The organism is Micromonospora sp. WMMD1102 (genome assembly GCF_029626265.1).
Classification (GTDB): Bacteria; Actinomycetota; Actinomycetes; order Mycobacteriales; family Micromonosporaceae; genus Plantactinospora.
The window spans coordinates 6,457,668-6,480,008 of the sequence record NZ_JARUBN010000001.1; the positions used below are offsets into that span (position 1 = coordinate 6,457,668).

12 protein-coding genes, 2 pseudogenes and 1 riboswitch are annotated in these 22,341 nt (G+C 72.5%); of the genes and pseudogenes, 4 read left to right on the plus strand and 10 right to left on the minus strand.

Annotation, left to right across the window (positions count from 1 at the left end; genetic code table 11):
• Window positions 1-28: 28 nt before the first annotated feature.
• From O7626_RS28990 to O7626_RS29000, 3 genes are all read right to left on the minus strand, one after another.
• Window positions 29-397 (minus strand): DUF742 domain-containing protein, encoded by a 369-nt coding sequence (locus tag O7626_RS28990; protein ID WP_278064234.1) that lies wholly within the window; start codon window positions 395-397, stop codon window positions 29-31.
• A gap of 62 nt (window positions 398-459) precedes the next feature.
• Window positions 460-870: a roadblock/LC7 domain-containing protein gene (locus tag O7626_RS28995; protein WP_101368105.1), complete on the minus strand. Its 411-nt coding sequence runs from the start codon at window positions 868-870 to the stop codon at window positions 460-462.
• A complete protein-coding gene (locus O7626_RS29000; RefSeq protein WP_278064235.1) occupies window positions 867-4,037 on the minus strand; it encodes a sensor histidine kinase in 3,171 nt (1,056 codons plus the stop codon). Before O7626_RS29000 ends, O7626_RS28995 begins: the two co-directional genes overlap by 4 nt.
• A gap of 455 nt (window positions 4,038-4,492) precedes the next feature.
• Here O7626_RS29000 and O7626_RS29005 point away from each other — a divergent pair, with 455 nt between their 5' ends.
• From O7626_RS29005 to O7626_RS29015, 3 genes are all read left to right on the plus strand, one after another.
• Window positions 4,493-5,686: an ABC transporter substrate-binding protein gene (locus tag O7626_RS29005; RefSeq protein ID WP_278064236.1), complete on the plus strand. Its 1,194-nt coding sequence runs from the start codon at window positions 4,493-4,495 to the stop codon at window positions 5,684-5,686.
• A gap of 154 nt (window positions 5,687-5,840) precedes the next feature.
• On the plus strand, window positions 5,841-6,650 hold the full coding sequence (locus O7626_RS29010; protein WP_278064237.1) for an ABC transporter ATP-binding protein: 810 nt from the start codon (window positions 5,841-5,843) through the stop codon (window positions 6,648-6,650).
• Window positions 6,651-6,752: 102 nt separating this feature from the next.
• Window positions 6,753-9,467 carry a hypothetical protein gene (locus O7626_RS29015; protein ID WP_278064238.1) on the plus strand — a complete coding sequence of 905 codons (2,715 nt, stop codon included), beginning with the start codon at window positions 6,753-6,755 and terminating at the stop codon, window positions 9,465-9,467.
• A 60-nt stretch (window positions 9,468-9,527) separates the two neighbouring features.
• Here O7626_RS29015 and thiC read toward each other — a convergent pair whose 3' ends face one another.
• The 7 genes and pseudogenes from thiC to thiE form a co-directional block, all read right to left on the minus strand.
• A complete protein-coding gene (thiC, locus tag O7626_RS29020; protein ID WP_278064239.1) occupies window positions 9,528-11,120 on the minus strand; it encodes a phosphomethylpyrimidine synthase ThiC in 1,593 nt (530 codons plus the stop codon).
• 188 nt (window positions 11,121-11,308) lie between these two features.
• Window positions 11,309-12,121 (minus strand): annotated as a pseudogene (thiD, locus tag O7626_RS29025) (bifunctional hydroxymethylpyrimidine kinase/phosphomethylpyrimidine kinase); the annotation flags it as partial.
• Window positions 12,118-12,813: a thiamine phosphate synthase gene (locus tag O7626_RS29030; RefSeq protein ID WP_278064240.1), complete on the minus strand. Its 696-nt coding sequence runs from the start codon at window positions 12,811-12,813 to the stop codon at window positions 12,118-12,120. The pseudogene thiD and the gene O7626_RS29030, both read right to left, overlap by 4 nt.
• Window positions 12,810-13,721 (minus strand): thiazole synthase, encoded by a 912-nt coding sequence (locus tag O7626_RS29035; protein WP_278064241.1) that lies wholly within the window; start codon window positions 13,719-13,721, stop codon window positions 12,810-12,812. Before O7626_RS29035 ends, O7626_RS29030 begins: the two co-directional genes overlap by 4 nt.
• Before the next feature lie 5 nt (window positions 13,722-13,726).
• Window positions 13,727-13,927, minus strand: a complete 201-nt coding sequence (gene thiS / locus O7626_RS29040) for a sulfur carrier protein ThiS (protein WP_278064242.1) — start codon at window positions 13,925-13,927, stop codon at window positions 13,727-13,729.
• Window positions 13,918-15,186 carry a glycine oxidase ThiO gene (gene thiO / locus O7626_RS29045; RefSeq protein ID WP_278064243.1) on the minus strand — a complete coding sequence of 423 codons (1,269 nt, stop codon included), beginning with the start codon at window positions 15,184-15,186 and terminating at the stop codon, window positions 13,918-13,920. Before thiO ends, thiS begins: the two co-directional genes overlap by 10 nt.
• 101 nt (window positions 15,187-15,287) lie before the next feature.
• Window positions 15,288-15,905: pseudogene (thiE, locus tag O7626_RS29050) on the minus strand (thiamine phosphate synthase); the annotation flags it as partial.
• A riboswitch (TPP riboswitch) is annotated at window positions 15,900-16,009 on the minus strand. (Overlaps the previous pseudogene by 6 nt.)
• A gap of 550 nt (window positions 16,010-16,559) precedes the next feature.
• On the opposite strand from thiE, the gene O7626_RS29055 reads away from it, so the two are divergent.
• On the plus strand, window positions 16,560-22,316 hold the full coding sequence (locus tag O7626_RS29055; RefSeq protein ID WP_278066365.1) for a ThuA domain-containing protein: 5,757 nt from the start codon (window positions 16,560-16,562) through the stop codon (window positions 22,314-22,316).
• Window positions 22,317-22,341 lie beyond the last annotated feature (25 nt).

Consider the following 22,341-nt stretch of genomic DNA (forward strand, 5'->3'; position numbering starts at 1 on the left):
GCCACCGCCGCGACGCGGCCTGGCCCGGTCATAGCCTGCGAAGTCCACTTAGCACCCTCTCAAGCAGTTCCATCCGCTCCTCGTACGCCTCAGACGGTGGAGCGGCATTGTGCAGCGTCAGCAGGCTGTCCGCCACCATGTCGGCGACCAGCACCCGGGCGACACCCAACGGCAGCCGGGTGTACGCGGCGATCTCCGCCAGCGACTGCGCCCGGCCCTCGCAGATCGTGGCGATGCGGTGCTTGTCGTGACCGGCGAACCGGGACTCGACGACCGCGGCCGGACTCGCCACGAGCACCGCCTCCAGCGCGATGTCCTGGCGAGGTTCGGTACGGCCACGGGTGACCGCGTACGGTCGGACGAGCGCGCCACGCGGGTCATCGCGTCGTCCATCCATACCGTGGTCACCTCCTCAGGGTCAGGTCGCGGCCGCACCGATGCCATCCTTGGTCTGCCGGGTCAGGGACGCGAAACGGCCTCGCGCGGCAACGGCACCAGGGCCGCGCCGACCCGTTCGACGAGCAACGCCATCTCGTAGCCGACCTGGCCCACGTCACAACTGCGGGCGGCCAGCACGGCCATCGACGATCCGTCGCTGATGGACATCAGGAAAAGGTATCCACTGTCCATCTCGATCACCGTTTGCAGCACCCCACCGGCGCTGAACATCCGGGAGGCGCCGTCGGTCAGGCTGACCACGCCGGAGGTGATCGCCGCGAGCTGGTCGGCCCGGTCCGGCGGCAGGTCCCGGGAGGAGGCGAGGAGCAGGCCGTCCGCCGAGACCGCGACGACGTGTGCGATGCCGGCGACGCTGTCGGCGAAGTTGCTGAGCAGCCAACCCATGTCCTGCATCGCTGCTGGCCTGTTCATCCGCTCGTCTCCTTGGTTGAGATCATGCCGTTCTGCTCGGAACCGGCCGTCCGGCCGCGCTGTACGCCACGGTGGTAGGCCGACAAGAGACCGCGTACCTCGTCCGGGGTACGCCTGCTGCGCTCGCGCCCGCTCCTGGTCTCGACGCCGCCGGGCACCAGTTGTGCCTGGGGCACCCGCTTGGGCAGGCCGGACCGGGTCGTACCGCCGCTGGCCGGCTCCGCCGCCCGGCTGGCCCGGGCCCAGCCCTCGTCGGCCGCCGTCTGCCAGGACCCCTCGGTCCCGGCCGGCGCGGCCGGTGCCGGGGTGGCGGCCGGCGCGGGCGCCGGCACCGGCGGTGGTGCGGCGGCGGGTGCCGGCACGGGGGCGGGCGGCGGTGTCGGTGGGCTGTACGGGGCCGGCGGCGGCGCGGACCGTCCCGGAGTGCGTGGGGTCAGCGGGGTACGGCCCGGAGTCGCCATCGGGGACGGCGCCGCACTCGGTGGCGCCTGGTAGCCGCTCGGCGGCGCCTGGTAGCCGCCCGGCGGCACGGTGAAGATCGCGGTCGAGTCGGATCCGTGCGAACGGAACCAGACCGCCTCCATCTCCCGGAAGATCGGCGCCTCGCCGGTGTCCTCCACCCGGGGCGCGACCGCCGAGGCGGCGTTGACCGGAGCACCGGCCACCGGGCCGGAGGGCAGGCCGGACGGTGTCCCCGCCGCCGGTGTCATGGCGTGCGTCGGGGCCGGGCCGGAGCCCGCCGCGCCGCGTTGCGGCAGCGACGACGCGACCGTCGGGTACTGCACGGTCGGCGAGGCCATCCCCGCACCGGCCAGCCCGGTGTGCGCGGGCGGTGCCGTGGACGCCGGGGTCTGGTAGCTCGGCGTCACGTGCTGCTGGTAGCCCGGGGTGGGCGTGGCCGGCAACTGCCCCCCGGCCAGGTGGCTGTTGACCGGGGCACCGGTCAGGTGGTTGTTGCCGCCCGGGGCACCGGCCGGCATCGCACCGGTCTGGTCACCGGTGGTCTGCCACTGGTTGGCGCCCGCGTTGCGCCACTGGTCGGTGAGGCTGCCGCCGGACCGCGCCGCGCCGACCGGGGAGAGCGACTCCTGCCAGGCCGCACCCGTCGACGGGCGGGCCGCGGCCGGTCCCGGCTCGACGGCGAGCGGCTGCCGCTGCCGGGCGAGCATCTGGTCACGGCCGCGCGGACCGGGCAGCACCACCGTACTGGCCGGCAGGGTGACCTGGGCCACCGTGCCGCCCTCGACGTTGCGGCGCAGGTCGACCCGGATCTCGTGCCGGTGCGCCAGCCGGCCGACGACGGCGAGACCCATCAGCCGGAAGGCCGCCACGTCGACGGCCGGCAGTTCCGCCAGCCGGCGGTTGAGCGCGTCCATCTGCTCTTCGCTGAGCCCGAGTCCCCGGTCCTCGACCTGGATCAGCACGTAGTCGCGGATCCGGCGGGCGTCGGCGACCACCGTGGTGTGCGGCGGCGAGAACCGGGTGGCGTTGTCGAGCAGCTCGGCGACCAGCCGGACCACGTCGTTGACCGCGTGCGCGGCGACGGAGATGTCCGGGTCGACCGTGCCGAACTCGATCCGGTTGTAGAGCTCCACCTCGGACTGCGCGGCCCGCAGCACGTCGATCAGCAGCGCGTCGTCGCGGCGCGGCGCCGTCGAGTCGGCACCGGCCAGCACCAGCAGGTTCTCGTCGTTGCGGCGCATCCGGGTGGCCAGGTGGTCGAGCTCGAAGAGCTGGGCCAGCCGCTTCGGGTCCTCCTCGCCCCGCTCGATCGCGTCGAGCTCGCCGATCATCCGGTCGACCAGGGTCTGGCTTCGCCGGGCCAGGCTGAGGAACATCGCCGAGACGCTGGTCCGCAGGGCGGCCTGCTCGGCCGCGATCCGGACCGCTTCCTTGTGTACGACGTTGAACGCCAGGGCGACCTGGCCGACCTCGTCCTTGTTGTTGAGCCGGATCGGGTCCCGGACCTGCCGGACGATCTCGTCGACGCCGCCCTCGCCGATGGTGCCGACGTCGCGGAGCCGACGGACCGCCTCCGGCAGGTCGTGGTTGGCCACCGAGAGCGCGCCCTCGCGGAGCCGGCGCAGCGACTGGTTGAGCGACCGGGCCAGCACCACGGCGAGGGCCAGCGCGATGATCAGTGTGAGGAGTACCACGATCGACTCGACGATCGCCTGCTGGACGACCTCGGAGCGGGCCGCCTCGGCCTGGTCCAGCAGGTCGCGTTCGAGCAGGGTCTCGGCCCAGCGCATCAGGTCGTTGATCGAGCCGATCGCGATCGCCGCCGAGCTGGCGCTGACCGGGGACCGCTGCCCGACCGACCGGGTCAGGTCCCGGGCCACCTTGTCGGCGAGGATCACCGCGTCGCCGGTGACGGAGCCGTTGACCACCGACTCCTGCCGGGAGTTGGCGGAGGCGCCGAAGGCCAGCAGCGCCTCCTGCTGGCTGGTCAGGGTGGCGATGAAGGCGGAGAACTGCTGCTGGTCGAGCACCCCGCCGACGGCCAAGGCGCTGTAGACCACCGCCTCCTCCTCGGCCACCGCCTCCTTGGCCTGGGCGAGCGCGGAGAGGGTACGCAGGCTGTCGCCGACCGCGCTCTCGCCGGAGATCTGGCCGAGCGTCTCGCCGTACGCCACGAGTTCGCCGATGATCATGCCGTACCGGAGGGTGGCCTCGCCGGGGGGCATCTGCGGGCGCTCCAGCACCTCCTGCCGGGTCCCGTTGAGGGTGGCCAGCCGGTCGTCGATGACCCGCAACCGGTCCTCCACCGAGGCCGGTACGTCACTCACCTGCGTCCGCCGGTCGTTGTACGCGGCGATCCGGGCATCGGTCCGCTGCACGTACGCGTCGTAGACCTCGGGCGTCGTCTCCTTCGACTTGGCCAGCAGCCGGGCGGCGGCGATCCGCTCCTTGTGCACGTCCTGGGTGAGCGCCGAGACGTCGGCGGAGAGTTCGGTGAGTGACCGGAGCACGCCGGCCTGGTAGGCACCCTGTCCGATGTCGACCAGCCGGATCGTGGCGAGCGCGAGGACCGCGGCGACCGGAACGACCAGCAGGAGCGCGAGCTTGGACCGGATCCGGGTGTCCCGTAGCCGGGGAAGCCAGCGGCGCGGTACGGCACCTGCCCGCAAGCCTTTCGCGGGCAGGGTCGTAGGTCCGGTGCTCACGACATCGCCTCCGTCGTTTCGATACGTGACCCGTCGACCGATGCCTGCTGCAGCGGATCGAGCCGCACGCGGCACGGCCGCGATTTCATCAGAAGAAGGCCGCTTTGGGAAGCGACGGGAGGGCAGCAAAGGTCCATCATGGGCCGTCGACTACCCTCGGGTCCACGAGATCGATGAATCTGCAAGTCTCTGATCAGCACATATATCTCTAGAGTGGTCACTTGCATCTGGAAAGTTATCCCGCACCCGTACCCCCTCTTATCACTATGTGAGACCCGTCATCCCGAAACCGGCCGGCTATCCCGCGCTTGACCCAGGCGGCCGGCATTGGCAAGGTTTTGCGGGTTTGAAGGCTTCGCGTGAACCGTACGGCAGATCGTTGCCCTTCCATTGTGGACGACTAGATCCGCGGCCGGGCAAGCCCCCCACCCGCGCCGGATACCTGGAGGACTGAGTTGAGGCCCATCCGCTCCGCGATACCCGCGCTGCTCGCGTCGGCCATCCTGGCTACTTCGCTGACCGGCTGCCAGTTCGGCGCGCCGGAGGAGGAGTCCGGGGAAATCGTTATCGGCGCCGACCTGGAGCTGTCCGGCGCCGCCCCGCAGGTGGGTAAGGCCTACCAGCGGGCCCTGGAGCTCAAGGTCGAACAACTGAACGAGTCCGGTGCGCTCGGCGGTCGCCGGGTCCGGCTGGACGTCCGGGACAACAAGTTCGACCCGAGCATCTCGGCGACCAACATCGGCGATTTCACCGCCGATCCGGCGATCAGCGGCATCATCATGGGCAGCTGCAACGAGTGCGCCATCGGTGCGGCGAAGACGGTGAAGAGCAAGCAGGTCCCGACGATCGCGCTCGCTCCGGCCGGTGACGTGGCCGCCGGTGCGGATCGGGAATACATGTTCAAACTCGGTCCGAACGCCCGGGACAACGTCGGCGCGATCGCCGCCGAACTGCGTACCCGACAGATCGAAACAGTGGCACTGCTGCACACCGCCGACAAATACGGCGAAGAGGGCGCGGCGACCCTGGCGAACGAACTCGTCGGACCCGAAGAGGACGCGACCGACGTCCCGATCCTGGCGAAGCGGTCGGTGAAGGTCACCGACACCGACGTCAGCCAGGCGGTCGGCGCACTGGTCGAGGAGGAGCCCGACGCGATAATCGTGTGGACCCCTGCCGACCAGGCCAACCTGGCCATCGGCAGCCTGCGCTCCGAGGGCTTCAAGGGCCAGGTCTTCTTCGACGCGGTCGCCGCCGCTGACCTCTTCATCGGCAACAGCGGCCGGGCGGCCGAGAACACCACGATGGTCTTCACCCAGACCATGGTGATCGACGACGTGATCGCGACCACCCCGGCCAAGGCGGCGAGCAAGCAGTGGTTCCGGGACTACACCGCCCGGTTCGGCGGCTACTACGGGTACTCCTCGTTTGCCGCCGACGCGCTGCAACTCGTCGTCGACGCGGCGGTACGGGCCGGCGGCAAGAGCGGCGAACCGGACCGGGCCCGCATCCGCAGCCTGCTGGAGACCGCCGAGACCGACGGCCTCTCCGGCCCGATCCGGATGACGCCGGAGAACCACTCCGGGTTGATGCCCCAGGCGCTGAGCCTGCTGGTGGCCCGCGGCGGCCGCTGGCGCCTGGCCGGCTGACCAGTCTGGCCGGCTGCGTCCGGTTGGCCGGCTGCGTGCGGCTGGCCCGCTGGAGAGGAGCCGATCCGGCGGCGGGGAAACGGGTTCTCGCCGCCGGAGGGCGTCCGGGATAGCCTGTCGACACTGTCGGCCTGTCGAATGAGGTGGCCAAGCGATGATCCGACTCTCCGGAGTGTCCCGGACCTTCGGTGGCCGGTCCGGTTCCGTCGAGGCGCTGCGGGGCATCGACCTCGACATCGCCGAGGGCGAGTTCCTCGCCGTGGTGGGCCGCTCCGGCTGCGGCAAGTCGACCCTGCTCCGCCTGGTCGCCGGGCTGCTGCCGGTGACCGAGGGCGAGATCCAGGTGGCGGGCGAGGTGGTCACCCGGCCACGGCGGGACATCGCCATGGTCTTCCAGCGCCCCGCGCTGCTGCCCTGGCGGTCGGTGCTCGACAACGTACTGCTGCCCACCGAGATCTTCGGCTGGGGCAAGGCCGCACACCGCGACCGGGCCCGTGACCTGCTCTCGATGGTCGGGCTCAGCGAGTTCGAGAAGCGGCTCCCGCACGAACTCTCCGGCGGCATGCAGCAGCGGGTGTCGCTGTGCCGGGCCCTGATCCAGCAGCCGAAGGTGCTGCTGATGGACGAGCCGTTCTCCGCGCTCGACGCGCTGACCCGGGAGGAGTTGTCGGTCGAACTCCAGCGGATCCACATGGAGCACTCGGCGACGATCCTCTTCGTCACCCACTCGATCGACGAGGCGGTGCTGCTCGCCGACCGGGTCGTCGTACTCAGCCCGCGACCCGGGCGGATCCGCAAGGTGCTCGGCATCGACATCCCGCGCCCGCGCTCGCTGGGCCGCAACGCGCACTTCGAGGACGTCGCCCGGACCAGCGCCGAGTTGCACGAACTCCTGCTGGACCACCCGGACAACGGCCCCGGCCTGGCGCTCAGCGGCAGCGGTCAGGGCGAGCAACAGCACTGATCCGACAGTCAGTCACAACAGGTAGTCGTTCGACGACTCCGCTCGCGCCCGCCGCCCGGCCCAGACTGGCGGGTACGGATGGGGGTGCGTAACGTGCCCCGCATGGCCTACCGGACCTGGGGCAGGGTGCTGCTCGCCGCACTCGTCGGCGGGATCGTCAGCGGCGCCGGTCAGCTGGGGATCGCGTACGGGCTCGGCCTCGTCCGCTTCGACCGCGGCTTCGTCGCCGACGAGGTGAACCAGTGGCCCGCCCAGCTCGCCTGGGTCGGCTGGATCGCCACGGTGGCGGCCGTCCTCGGCGCCCTGCTGGCGGACCGGCTCGCCCACAGGTTCGCCCTGCCCAGCACGCTCGGCACCCGGGCGGCCGTCTCCGCGGTGGCCGCCCTCGGCGCACTCGCGGTCGCCCCGCTCTGCATGCAGCCCGCCCGGGCGGCCCAGCTGGCCTCGGGCGACCCGGTGACCCTGACCGGCGTCGCCGCGGCGGCCGGGGCCGGGGTCGGCTTCCTCGCCGCCCTGGCCGCGCTGACCCAACGCCCGGTGGCCTGGAACGTCACGGCGCTGACCGGGGCAGCCTGGTTCCTCGCCGTGCTGTCCGTACTGCCCTCGCTCGGTCCCACCGACCCGCTGCCCGCCGTCCGGCTCGGTGGGCTCGATCCGAGCTGGCTGGGCGCCGGCCCGAGCCAACGACTGGCCTTCGTCGTTCTGCCGGCGCTGGCCCTGGTCGCGGGCGCCCTCACCGGTGCCCTGGCCCGGTCCCGCCAATTCCCGCTGCCGGCGGTCGCCAGCTGCGGAGCGGCCGGTCCGGCGATGCTCGCCCTGGCGTACCTCGTCGCCGGCCGCGGCGACTCCGCCGACGCCTACCAGGCGGCACCGTACTGGGGAGCCCTGATCGCCGTGGCCACCGGTGTGCTGGGCTCGGCGCTGGCAGCCTGGGCCCGCTGGCCGCTGACCACGCCCGCTCCGGCGCAGAGCGCCGAGGCCGGTTCGCCCTCCGGGACCCCGTCCACGGTCGGAGCCGACCCGACCGGCGGCAGCGGCACCGGCCCGACGCCGCCGGGCAACGGCTACGGCTACGGCAGCGACCTCGGCAACGGCAGCGACCTCGGCGACGACCTCGGCGACGCGCCGACCACGATCCTGCCGACGGGGATCGCGGCGACCACGACCCTGCCGACAACGGACGCGCCGACCATGACCCCGGCCGCGGATGACGCACCGACCACGACCCTGCCGACGAGGGAGAGGCCGACGAGGGAGAGGCCGAGCGACGGCAGCCCGACCAGTGAGATCGGCGCCGCCGGTCCCCCGGTCGAGCAGACCTGGCGGTTGGACCTGCCGAGTGGCGGGTCCCCGACGGTCGGCACCGGCAACAGAACCGGCGGCGACCAGGGCAGCGCAACGTCTCCCGCAGACAGCTGGCCACCTGGTCCGGTGGCCGGAAGGCAGGCGGGAGGCGAGTCGCGGGAACCGTCCCGGGAGCCGGGGTCGAGCCCGGGTACCTGGTCGTTCGACATCTCCATCCCCACACCACGCGTCCCGACGGAGTACTCCTCCGGGCACACCGAGCGGTTCGGTTCGTCCACCTCGGCCGCTGATTCGGCCGCTGCTCCCGAGACCGGCCGACGGAGCAGCAGCACAGAACCGACCAGGCCGGCCGACGGCGGTACGGGTGGGGGGACGGGTGAGGCGTCGGCGGATGCCGGCTTCCCGCCCGGCTGGGCAGGGGCGCGCCGACTGCGTACCGAGGACTTCTGGCCGACCACGCCGTCGCCGTCGCCTGAGGCGGCAGTGGGCACTTCGTCGGCGGCGAACACACCGACGGTCCCGGAGCCCCCGGCGGCAGCGGCGCCGCCACCCGCGGTACCGCAGGCTCCGGCGCCGGTACCGCGGACTCCGGTGCCGCCGACCGCTCCGGCCCGGCCCGTGGTTCCGGCGCAGCCTGCGACCAGACCCACGCCAGAGCCGTTGATGCCGCCTCCGGTGCCGCCCACGCCCGTCACGCCGCCACCGGTCGTCAGGCCGGCCCCTACCGGCGACACCTGGGACGCCTTCGCACCGGTGCTCCGGCCCCGCTCCGACGGCCGTCGCGAGGCACCGGCGGATCCCGTCAACCGGTTGGGACAGGGCGCTACCTCGGCGGACGCGAGCCGGACCGGGCGGAGCCTGCCCATCCCGGTGGTCTCCGGCGACTCGCCGGTCCCGGCGACCGATCTTCCGGTCCCGGCGACCGATCTTCCGGTCCCGGCGACGTCGAGTCGTGGCACGCCCACGGCCGAAGCCGAGCCGGGTGGCGCGGCGGAGGCGACTTCTCGTCCCGGACCCCGCGCCGCGACCGGGGGCCAGCCCGAGCCCAAGACTGAGGTCAAGTACGAGGTCAAGACTGAGGCCAAGACTGAGGCTGAGGCCAGGGCTGCGGCCAGGACCGAGTCCGAGACCGAAGTCGTCGGGACTGAGAGCAGCACCGGAGCCGTCGGGACCGGAGCGGCCGGGGCTGAGACCGGAGTGGTGGCCGGGGCCGAGACCGGGTCGGGGGACGCGGAGCGGCGGACCGGACGGATCCGTCGCGGTCTGTTCCGGCGCAATCGGGGCGGTGGCGACCCCGAGCAGACCGACACCACCGAGACCGACAAGGGCGAGCCGAAGCAGCGTGACGCGAAGGGCCGGAACCGTACGGAGGAACCGGTCCCGGCCCGCGACGCGGAGTACGTCGACTGGGTGAGCGGACTCAGCGAACCCGACCCGACCGCCGACGACCTCGACCCGGACCGGGGAGTACGACGCTCGCTGCGCTCGACCGGCCGCCACCACGCCGACTGACCTGGACACTGGAGGCGTTTCCCAGCGCTGGTAACGCCTCCAGTGTGCAGGTCGGACGGTTCAGGCGAGTGGCAGGTAGACCTTGCCGCCCGAGGCCAGGAACTCGGTCGACTTCTCCTGCATGCCCTGCGCCGCGTACTCCCTGAGTTCCTGGGTGATCTTCATGGAGCAGAACTTCGGGCCGCACATCGAGCAGAAGTGCGCCGTCTTGGCGGGCGTGGCCGGCAGGGTCGCGTCGTGGTAAGCCCGCGCGGTCTCCGGATCCAGCGACAGGTTGAACTGGTCCTCCCAGCGGAACTCGAACCGCGCCTTGGAGAGCGCGTCGTCCCAGGCCTGCGCCCCGGGGTGCCCCTTGGCCAGGTCGGCAGCATGTGCCGCGATCTTGTACGCGATCACCCCGGCCTTGACGTCGTCCCGGTCGGGCAGGCCCAGGTGTTCCTTGGGGGTGACGTAGCAGAGCATGGCGGTGCCGAACATGCCGATCATCGCGGCACCGATCGCCGACGTGATGTGGTCGTACGCCGGGGCGATGTCAGTGGTCAGCGGCCCGAGGGTGTAGAACGGGGCTTCGTGGCACAGCTCCTGCTGGAGGTCCACGTTCTCCTTGATCTTGTGCATCGGCACGTGCCCCGGCCCCTCGATCATCACCTGTACGCCGTGCTCCCAGGCCACCGAGGTCAGCTCCCCGAGGGTACGCAGCTCGGCGAACTGCGCCTCGTCGTTCGCGTCCGCGATCGAGCCGGGCCGCAGTCCGTCGCCGAGCGAGAACGTGACGTCGTAGCGGGCGAGGATCTCGCAGAGTTCGGCGAAATTGGTGTAGAGGAAGTTTTCCTGGTGGTGCGCCAGGCACCAGGCCGCCATGATCGAGCCACCCCGGGAGACGATCCCGGTGACCCGGTTCACCGCCAGCGGCACATAGCCGAGGCGTACCCCGGCGTGCACCGTCATGTAGTCGACGCCCTGCTCGGCCTGCTCGATCACGGTCTCCCGGAAGACCTCCCAGGAAAGCTTCACCGGGTCGCCGCCGACCTTCTCCAGCGCCTGGTAGATCGGGACGGTCCCGATCGGCACCGGGGAGTTGCGGACGATCGCCTCCCGGGTCTCGTGGATCCGCTTGCCGGTCGAGAGGTCCATCACGGTGTCCGCGCCCCACCGGGTCGCCCAGGTGAGCTTCTCCACCTCCTCGGCGATCGACGAGGTGACCGCCGAGGTGCCGATGTTGGCGTTGACCTTCACCAGGAACCGCTTGCCGATGATCGCCGGCTCGCACTCCGGGTGGTTCACGTTCAGCGGCAGCACCGCCCGGCCACTGGCGATCTCGTCCCGGACCACCTCGGCCGGCATCCCCTCCCGGATCGCCACGAACTCCATCTCCGGGGTGACGATCCCGGCCCGGGCGTACTCCAGCTGGGTGGGCCGGGCGCCGTCCCGACCGGCCAGCGGGGTGCCGGCGCCGCGTACCGGGGCCACGTCACCGCGCTCCGCGATCCACGCTCCGCGCAGCGCCGGCAGCCCGACGGACGGATCCGAGCCTGGGCCGGAGGTGTCGTAGAGCCGTACCGGTGGGTCGTCGCCGGTCAGCTCGACCTCCGCGAACGGCACCCGGACGTCCGGTCGTTCCCCCGTCACGTACACCTTGCGCCGAGCGTTCATGGCAACAACCTCCCTGTGCTGGATGGACCGGAGCCACCGGAGGATCCGGCGCCGCCGGACGAACCGGAGCGGTTGGACGATCCGCCGCCGCCGAACGGAACAGAACCGTCAGACCGAACAGAACCGGCAGACGGAACAGAACCGCCGGACGGCGCGGGCGCGGAGTCACGGTCGGGCGCCGTCGGGGCGGACCAGCCGAAGTGGTCCAGCGGCCCGTGACCGCCGCCCAGCGACCAGGCGCGGGCGCCGAGCAGCGCACGGGTCACGTACTCCTTGGCGAAGGCCACCGCGTCCGGCACCGGGTCGCCGAGCGCCAGCCGGGCGGCGATCGCGGCCGAGAAGGAGCAGCCGGTGCCGTGGGTGTTCCGGGTCGGCACCCACGGCCGGCGCAGCAGCCGCACCTCGGTACCGGTCCAGAGCGCGTCGACCGCGCCGCCGAACTCCACCCCGCCGCCCGTCGCGGCCCCGGAGTCGTCGCTGTCGCCGCCGGTCACCACCACGTAGCGGGGGCCGCCCGCGGCAAGCTGCCGGGCCGCCTGCGCCATCTCGTCGGGACCGGAGACCGCACGGCCGAGGATCGCCGCCGCCTCCGCCCGGTTCGGCGTCGCCACCAGGGCGTACGGCAGCAGCCGCTCGATCGCCCCGACCACGCCGAGCCGGGCTCCGCTGGTGGAGACGAGCACCGGGTCGACCACCAGGTTCGGCAGCAGCCCGTCCCGGGCAGCCTCGGCCACCGCGTCCGCCACCTCGGGCTCGCCGAGCATCCCGGTCTTGACCGCCAGCGGCGGCAGGTCCTCGGCCAGGGTGCGCAGCTGTGCGGTCACCATCTCGGCGGTCACCGGGAAGACCGCCCGTACCTCGCCGGTGTTCTGTGCGGTGACCGCCGTGATCACCGACGTGCCGTAGACGCCGAGCGCGGCGAAGACCTTCAGGTCGGCCTGGATCCCCGCACCCGCCCCGGAGTCCGACCCGGCGACCGTCAACACCACCGGCGGCGTCACCGGGGCCACCCCGTGCCGGCGGTGGGCACCGCCGGGACGCCGGACCCGGCAGAGGCGCCCGCCGGGACGCCGGGCTCGGCGCATGCGACCGCCGGAACGCCGGACCCGGCAGAGGCGACCGCGCACAGTTCCCGGGACAGTCCGGCCGGATCGTCCGCGCGCATCAGCGCACCCATCACCGCCACCCCGGCGGCACCCGCCGCCAGGCAGGCGGTGACCTGGTCGGGGGTGGCCACGCCGCCGAGCGCGAGCACCGGGACCGGGCTGTCGGCGACCAGCCCGGCCAGGCCGGCGGTCCCGAGCGGCGGGCCGTATCCCGGCTTGGACGGGCTCGGAAAGAGCGGCGAGATGGTCACGTAGTCCTCTGTGGTAAGTCGGCCCAGCTCGGCCAGGTCGTGACAGGACCGGCCGACCAGCGGCAGGGCGGGCGGCGGATAGGGGCCGGCGGCCGGCAGGTGCACAGCGCCGCCGTCCAGCGGGTCCGGCCCGGCGACCAGCAGGGTGCCGTGCACCGGGGCGAGCAGCGCCCGCAGCCGCCGGGCCAGGTCGAGCCGCTCCGGTCGGGGCAGGTCCCGCTCGCGCAGCAGCACCCAGCGGACCCCGCCGTCGACCGCCGCCCCGACCACCTCGTCGAGCGGCCGGTTCGCCTGCCACCGGTCGGTGACCAGCACGATCCCGCGGGGGCCGGTCACAGTTCCGGCCGCCCCTCGTCCGGGGTGGAGGCGAGCGCGTGGAAGCGCCGCGGGATCCGCCCGGCACCGGCGGCCAGCCGGCCCGCCTCGATCGCGTACCGCATGGCGGTGGCCATCCGCACCGGGTCGGCCGCCCGGGTCACCGCGCTGGCCAGCATCACCGCGTCGCAGCCGAGTTCCATCGCCAGGGCCGCGTCCGAGGCGGTGCCGACACCGGCGTCCAGGATCACCGGTACGTCCACGTTCTGCCGCAGCAGCCGCAGGTTGTGCGGGTTGGTGATGCCCAGCCCGGAACCGATCGGGGCACCCGCCGGCATCACCGCGGGGCAGCCAAGGTCCACCATCCGGCGGGCCAGCACCGGGTCGTCGGTGACGTACGGCAGCACCGTGAAACCGTCTGCGACCAGCCGCTCGGCGGCGGTGACCAACTCGACCGCGTCCGGCAGCAGGGTGCGGTCGTCCCCGATCACCTCCAGCTTGACCCACGGCGTCTCGAACGCCTCCCGGGCGAGTCGCGCCACGGTGACCGCCTCGGCGGCGGTACGGCATCCGGCGGTGTTCGGCAGCAGCCGCACGCCGCACCGGGAGAGCACCTCCAGGATGCCGCCGCCCATGGTGGCGCTGCTGTCGATCCGGCGCAGCGACACGGTGACCAGCTCGCTGCCGCTGGCCCGGATCGTCTGCTCCAGCACGTACGGGCTGGTCGCGCCGCCGGTGCCGAGGATCAGCCGGGAGCCGAACCGCTCGCCCGCGAGCACGAACCCAGCGTCCGGCTGCACACCGGTTCCGGGTACGAGATCGCTTCCGGGATCGGCGCTGCGCCCGGGATCGGCGCTCCGCCCGGGATCGGCGCTCCGCCCGGATTCGGCGGCGGGTTCGAGTTCGCGGTCGGTGAGTCCGTGGGTCATGCCGTTCACCCGCCCTGCGCCGCGGTCAGCACCTCGACCCGGTCGCCGTCGCGCAGCTGCCGGGCCGGCCAGCCACCCCGGGGCACCACCTCGCCGTTCACCGCCACCGCCACCCCCCGGTGCGCGTTGGTGATCTGCCGCACCAGGTCCGCCACGGTCAGTTCGCCGGGCAGCCGCTGCTCGACTCCGTTCACGGTCAGCTCCACCGCGTCCTCCCCACCCTCTTCGTCTCGTCGTCCGGCTCCGCCCGCCGCCCGCCGGTAACCGGCCCGTCGACCGCCTCCGCCGGCACCTCTGCCGGCCGGGCCGCCGGTTTCCCGTCCCGGTCCGCCCGGCTCGGCGCCGAAGCCGCGCCCGGCCGTGCCGGTCGCGCCGTCGGCGTCGGGAGCTCGGCGAACCGGGCCGGTGACAGCGGCGCGAGCGCCGGGTCGGGTACCCCGGTGGCCAGCAGGTCGGCGACCAGGTCGGCGGTGAGCGGGGTGAGCACGATGCCGTGCCGGAAGTGCCCGGCCGCCACCACCACGTCGGGCCGGTCCGGCAGCGGGCCGAGCAGCGGCGCGTTGTCCGGCGTACCGGGGCGCAGCCCGGAGCGCGCCTCCACCAGCTCGTACTCGGTCAGTTCCGGGAGCACCTCGGTGGCGGCCCGGAGCAGCTCGAACACCGCTCCGGCGGTGACCGCCAGGTCGGCGCGCTCCTCGACGGTGGCCCCGACCACCACCTCGCCGTCGATCCGGGGCACCAGGTAGACGCCCCGGCCGTCGGCGTGGCCCCGGATCACGTGCCGGAAGCCGGGTGTCGCGCCGCCGGGGGCGCGCAGCCGCAGGATCTGCCCCTTCACCGGCCGGACCGGCAGGCCGGTGAGCGCCGCCGTGCCGCAGCCGGCCGCGACGACCGTGGCCGCCGCGTCCAGCTCGGCGAGCCGCCGGACCGGCCGGGGCACCAGGTTCACCCCGGCGCGTTCGGCCGCGACCCGCAGCGCGGCGACCAGCCGGCGCGGGTCGACCTGGTGGTCGCCGGGGGCGAACGCACCGCCGCGCAGCCGGGTGGCGAGCAGCGGCTCGCGCTCGCGCAGCTCCGCCGGCCGCAGCGGGGTGACCGGCAGTCCGAGATTCCGCTGGTACGTCCAGAGCCGCTCCGCCTCGGCCAGGTCGTCCGAGGTGAGCGCGACGGTGAGTGTCCCCTCGGTCCGGTAGCCGAGGTCCACTCCGGTGTACTCGCCGAGTTCGGCGGCGAATCCCGGCCAGCGGGCCGCCGACTCGACGAGCAGTCCGGTCAGCACCCGTTCGCCGAAGTACGTCTCGGCGACCGGGGCGAGCATCCCGGCCGCCACGTCGGAGGCGCCGGAGCCGGGGTCGTCGTCGTACACGTCGACCCGCATGCCCCGGGCGGCGCAGCGCCAGGCGACGGCGAGCCCGATCGGCCCGCCGCCCACCACGGCGACGTCCGCCCGGCCGGTGCCTACCATCCCGCCGCCCCCGCACCCCGCGCGGAGGTCGGGGATCCCCGCCGGGGGTCCCACCCCGGTGGGAATCCCCGCTCCGGCAGGGGTGGGGGCGGGACGGTGGCGAGTGCGGTAAGCAGGTCGGCGACGGCTCGGGACGGGTCGGCGGCGTTGGCGACGGCACCGACCACGGCCACCCCGTACGCCCCGGCGGCCAGCAGCGCGGGTACCCGTTCGGCGGTGATCCCGCCGATCGCGATCACCGGTACCGGGACCGCCGAGGCGACCCGGCGGATGCCGTCCGGGCCGATCGGGGCGGGCAGGCCGTCCTTGGTGGAGGTGGCGTGGCAGGGGCCGACGCCGAGGTAACTGGCGCCGGCCGCGACCGCCGCCGCGCCGGTCTCCGGGTCCCGGGCGGTCGCGCCGAGCACGGCGTCCGGGCCGAGCACCCGGCGGGCGGCGTCGACCGGCAGGTCCCGGGCGCCGACGTGCCCGCCCGCCGCCCCGACCGCCAGGGCCAGGTGCAGCCGGTCGTTCACCAGGCAGGTCGCCCCGACGGCGGCGCACCGGCCGGTGACCTCGGCGGCCAGTTCGTACCCGGTCCGGTCGTCGGCGTCGTCTTCCACCCGGACCTGTACGACCAGCTCGGGGCCGGCGACCGCCAGGGCCGCGTCGACCACGGCGAGCGGGTCCCGCCCCGGCCGGGTGTCGGTGATGAGGTGAAGTCGTCCGATGGATAGCACGGCAACGCTCCTCCCTGCGCCGGCATTACCCGGATCAGGTTCGACGGTCGGGGGCTCGCAGCCCCCCTCTCAGCCCGGTCCACCGGGCTCCCGTGGGTTACTTGTCGGCGAGCGTACGTCGCCGGTCACGAATCCGTAAAGGGCCGTGGCCCAGCGCACAGGATCGACATCGAAGCACGTACCGCCGTTCCGGAGCGGCTGACCGGCACCGGAGGGATATGTCTGTCCTATCCGGATCGCGCCGTCCCGTTACGCAACCGTTACCCGAATTAACCTCACCGTCGTATTCCGACCGGCCAGCGCCCGGCCCTAATTTGTTCAATCACAAGGCAAAATTCGGCCACTAGGCAAAACCCCGACCCCAAGGCAAAACCCGACCCCAAGGCAAGACCCCGACCACAAGGCAAGACCTCGACGGCCGGTGCTTCGGCGAGCTCCGGGCGTACCACCACACCCCCGTGGCGGCTTCGGCGTCCGGCGCGGGATCCCTCTGTCCTTCGCGGACCAAGGAGATCCTCCGTGTCCACTCCCGGCCGCCCCGGCGGCACCTCGCACCCCCCACACCCCCACCGCAGACCCGCTTCCGGCCCGCACGGCCCGAGACTCTTCCGTCGCCTGGTCGGCACCGCCGCGGCCGTACTGCTCGGCACGACCATGCTGGCCCCGACCCCGGCCTTGGCCGCCCCGGCGGCGCTTCCGCAGGCCCCGGCACCGATGGGGAAGGCCCCGGCGATCCAGGCCGAGCCGTTCAGCGTGCTGGTCTTCTCCAAGACCGCCGGCTTCCGGCACGACTCCATCCCGGCCGGTATCGCCGCGATCCAGCAGCTCGGTGCCGACAACGGCTTCACCGTCGACGCCACCGAGGACTCCACCGCGTTCACCGACGCCAACCTCGACGGGTACCAGGCGGTGATCTGGCTCTCCACCACCGGCGACGTACTCAACGCGGAGCAGCAGGCCGCGTTCGAGCGGTACGTCCAGGCCGGCGGCGGGTACGTCGGCATCCACGCCGCCTCCGACACCGAGTACGACTGGCCCTGGTACGGCGACCTGGTCGGCGCGTACTTCGCCTCGCACCCGGCCAACCAGCAGGCCACCATCAAGGTCGAGGACCCCGCGCACGAGTCCACGAACGACCTGCCGGCGCAGTGGTCCCGGTACGACGAGTGGTACAACTTCCGCGAGAACCCGCGCGGCGACGTGCACGTACTCGCCTCGCTGGACGAGCGCAGCTACACCCCGGGCGCCGGGGCGATGGGCCACGACCACCCGTTCGCCTGGTGCCAGGACTACGACGGCGGCCGGGCCTGGTACACGGCCGGTGGCCACACCCAGCAGTCGTACGCCGAGCCGGAGTTCCTGGGCCACCTGCTCGGTGGCATCCAGACCGCGGCCGGTGCCGTCGAGGCCGACTGCTCCGCCTCGCTGACCAGCAGCTTCGAGAAGATCACGCTGGACAGCAACACGAACAACCCGATGGAGCTGGACGTCGCCGCCGACGGCCGGGTCTTCTACATCGAGCGGGACGGCCGGGTCCAGATCGTCAAGCCGGACACCGGCACCACGGTCACCGCCGCCGACCTCGACGTCTTCGGCGGCAACGAGGACGGGCTGATCGGCCTCCGGCTCGACCCCGACTTCGCCAGCAACAAGTGGGTGTACCTCTACTACGCCCCGAACGGCGGCGGCCCGCGCAACTACCTCTCCCGGTTCACCGTCGTCGGTGACACCCTCGACCTGGCCAGCGAGAAGATCGTGCTCGAGGTGACGACGCAGCGGAACACCTGCTGCCACGCCGGCGGCAGCATGACCTTCGACAGCGCCGGCAACCTCTATCTGGCCACCGGCGACAACACCAACCCGTTCGAGTCGAACTCCTTCACCCCGATCGACGAGCGGCCGGGCCGGCAGGACTACGACGCGCAGCGCAGCGCCGGCAACACGAACGACCTGCGCGGCAAGGTGCTCCGGATCCACCCGGAGGACGACGGGACGTACACCGTCCCCGAGGGCAACCTCTTCGCGCCGGGCACCGAGAAGACCCGGCCGGAGATCTACGGGATGGGCTTCCGGAACCCGTTCCGGATCGGCATCGACCCCAAGACCGACACCCTCTACGTGGCCGACTACGGCCCGGACGCCGGGGCGGCGAACCCGAACCGCGGTCCGGAGGGGACGGTGGAGTGGAACATCGTCGCCGAGGCCGGCAACTACGGCTGGCCGTACTGCCACGGGGCGAACTACGCCTACAACGACTACCAGTTCCCGTCCGGGCCGAGCGGGGCGAAGTTCGACTGTGCCGCCCCGGTGAACGACTCGCCGAACAACACCGGGCTGACCAACCTGCCGCCGGCGATCCCGGCCACCGTCGACTACGACTACGGCGGCAACCCGCTCTTCCCCGAGATCGGCGGCGGCGGTGCCCCGATGGGCGGCCCGGTCTACCGGTACGACCCGGCGAACACCTCCGACCGCAAGTGGCCGGCGTACTACGACGGCAAGGCGACGTTCGGTGAGTGGAACCAGAACAAGATGTACGCCTTCCAGGTCGCCGCGGACGGAAAGTCCCTGGTGGACATCAACCAGATGCTCACCGGGATGACCTTCCTCCGGCCGATGGACTTCGAGTTCGGCCCGGACGGCGCGCTGTACCTCATCGAGTGGGGCAGCGGCTTCGGCGGCAACAACGACAACTCCGGGGTCTACCGGATCGACTACATCGCCGGGGACCGGGCACCGATCGCGGTCGCCAGCGCGGAGCCGACCTCCGGCCCGGCGCCGCTGACCGTGGCGTTCTCCAGCGAGGGCTCCCGGGACCCGGACGGCGGAGAGATCACCTACGCCTGGGCGTTCGGCGACGGCGCCACCTCGACCGAGCCGAACCCGACGCACACCTACGCGGCGGCCGGCAACTACACCGCCCAGCTAACCGTCACCGGCGACACCGGCCGGACGGCGGTGGCGAACGTACCGGTGACGGTCGGCAACACCGCCCCGACGGTGACCATCGAGTTCCCGCCGGACGGCGGCTTCTTCGACTGGGGCGACCAGGTCAAGTACACGGTGAAGGTGACCGACCCGGAGGACGGGGAGATCGACTGCGACCGGGTGGTCCTGCAGTACTACCTGGGCCACGACGAGCACGCCCACCCGCTCGACGATCAGACCGGCTGCACCGGCACGGTGCAGACCTCGCTCGCCTCCGGGCACGGCGCCGACGCCGACGTCTTCGCGGTCTTCGAGGCCAGCTACACCGACGGCGGCGGAGCCGGCGGGTCGAACGCGCTGACCGGCCGGGCGATCGAGCAGTTGCAGCCGAAGCGGAAGCAGGCCGAGTACTTCTCGGCGACCGGCCGGGCGCCGGACGGCGTCGGCGGCGGTGACCCGGGCGTGCAGACCGAGGCCACCTCCGACGTCGAGGGCGGCTTCCAGAACATCGCGTTCGTCGAGGACGGCGACTACTGGACCTTCGACCCGACGAACCTGACGAACATCACCGGGTTCCGGTTCCGGGCCTCCTCGGCCGGCGGCGGCGCCCGGATCGAGGTACGGTCCGGCGCGGCCGACGGCCCGGTACTGGCCACCGCCACGGTGCCGGACACCGGCGGCTGGCAGGCCTTCACCAACGCCACGGCCGAGCTGGCGACCCCCAGCACGACGAGCGGGCCGCTGTACTTCGTGGCCAAGAACCCGGTCGGGGCCACCGGCACGGGTGCGATCGTCAACGTCAACTGGGTCGAGTTCGTCGGTCGCGGCGTCACCGACAACGCGCCGCCGACGGTGACCGCCACCGCCACCCCGAACACCGGCACCGCGCCGGTCGCGGTGAGCTTCGACGGCACCGCCAGCGACGCCGAGGGCGACGAACCGCTCACGTACGCCTGGGACTTCGGGGACGGGGGCACGGCGGACACCCTGGACGCCACGCACACGTACACCGCCCCGGGCAACTTCACCGCGACCCTTACCGTGACGGACTCGCGCGGCGCCGCCGCGTACGCGAGCGTGCCGGTGCGGGTGGAGGCGCCGAACAACTCGTGCTTCGGGGCCCGCTCGGACGAGTTCGACGGCAGCGAGCTGGACAAGGCCCGCTGGTCGACTGTGCTCCGGGAGAACCAGCTCTACGGTGTGCGGGACGGCTCCCTGGTGCTGCCCACCTCCTCCGGCGACCTGTACGGCAGCCGCAACGACGCCACCAACGTCGTCCTGCAACCGGCGCCGGACGGCAGCTGGCAGGCCACCACCAAGGTCAGCCTGGCGGTGACCGAGAACTACCAGCAGGCCGGCCTGATCGTGTACGGCGACGACGACAACTACGCCAAACTGGACCTGCTGTACAACGGCAGCCGGGTCGTCGAGTTCATCCGGGAGACCGCCGGAACCCCGCGCAACGAAAGCGGCGACTCGGCGCCCGCACCGGCCGGTGACTCGGTCTACCTGCGGCTGACCAGCGACGGCGTGAACCTGACCGCGGCCTTCTCGGCCGACGGGCAGACCTTCACCCCGGTCGGCCGGTCGGCGGCGCTGGCCGGCATCACCGACCCGAAGGTGGGGCTGTTCGCGCTGAACGGCGGCACCACCGCACCCGTGGTGGACGCCAGCTTCGACTGGTTCCAGGTCACGCCCGACGAGCCGGCCGGCGAGGTGACCCCGAACGACGAGTTCACCGGGACCACCCTCGACAAGTGCCGGTGGGACGGAATCGTCCGGGAGGACCCGACGGCGTACCGGGTCGCCGACGGCGCGCTGCACGTCGACGTGCCGAACGGTGACATCTACACCGGCAACAACACCGGGCCGACGAACTTCGTGCTCCAGACCGCTCCCGAGGGCGACTGGACGATCGAGACGAAGGTCGACGGCAGCAAGCTGGACGAGCAGTACCAGCAGGCCGGTCTGCTCGTCTACGGCGACGACGACAACTACCTGAAGCTCGACTTCATCGCCGACAACCAGGTGGGTCAGCCGGTCAGCCGGCGGATCGAGTTCCGCAGCGAGATCGACGCCACCGTGCAGGACCCGCAGCCGCAGGTCACCGACCTCACCGACTCGGTGTGGCAGCTGCGACTGGCAAAGTCGGGTGACACCTACACGGCGTCGTACTCGGCGGACGGGACGACCTGGACGGAGTTCGAGTCGCTGACCAACGCCGCAGTCGGCGCCACGCCGCGGATCGGTCTGTTCAGCCTCGGCGGGGCGCAGACCGCGTCGAAGACCGTCTCGTTCGACTACTTCCGGCTCAGCACGGAGGCGGCCGACGAGGTGGCCCCGGTGACCACCGCCACCGTGTCGGGGACCCCGACCGGCGGCTGGTACACCGGCCCGGTGACGGTGACCCTGGCTGCCACCGACAACGCCGGCGGCAGCGGGGTGGCCCGCACCGAATACCAACTCGACACCGCGACGACCTGGACGGCCTACTCGGAGCCGGTACCGGTCGCCGGGGACGGCACGCACACCGTCCGGTTCCGGTCGGTGGACGAGGCCGGCAACGTCGAGGAGACGAAGTCGGTCGAGGTGAAGATCGACGCCACCGCGCCGGTCAGCACCGCCGAGTTCGCCCCGCCGACCGACGACGGCTGGCACAGCGGCACCATCCCGGTGACGCTGTCGTCGACCGACGCCGGCAGCGGAGTGGCCACCCTGGAGTGGTCGCTGGACGGCGGACCCTGGACGGCGTACACCGAGCCGGTGAACGTGACCGGGAACGGGCAGCACGAGCTGCTCTACCGGGCCACCGACGCCGCCGGCAACGTCGAGACGCTCAAGTCGGCGATCCTGAAGATCGACGGAGACAAGCCGACCGTACTGGTTTCCGGGCTGGCCGACGGCCAGCTCTACGGTGACAGCCAGGACGTCCGGGTGAACTGGTCGGCCGTCGACCCGACCTCCGGGATCAAGGCGACGGTCGGCACGCTCGACGGTCGCCCCTACCAGCCGAACACCCTGCAGGCGATGTACGAGCTGCCGCTCGGCCTGCACGAGCTGACCGTGACCGCCACGGACAAGGCCGGCAACACGACGACCTCGACCGTACGGTTCTTCGTCACCACCTCGTTCCGGGACATGCAACAGTTGCTGGACCGGTTCAAGGCGACGGGTCGGCTGTCGGCCAAGGGGCACAAGCAGTTGTCGAACAAGCTCGACACGGTCCGCCAGGCCGAGGCGAACGGCAACGACAACAAGGCGATCAAGCAGCTCGACCAGTTCAAGGCGCTCGCCTCGGACACCGGGCTGGTCGCCGAGGCGGAGATCCGGGACGTACTGATCCGGGACGCCGACGCGATGATCGTGCGGCTCGGTGGCGACCCCAGCGCCGCCGGGGTCAGAGCCAACGACGGCAAGTCGGTGCAGGGCACCGGCCGGCTGGTCGAGGACCCGACCCGGGTGAAGCGGGGCAGCCGGCTCTGAGCCGGAGCCTCCGGCACGTCAGGTA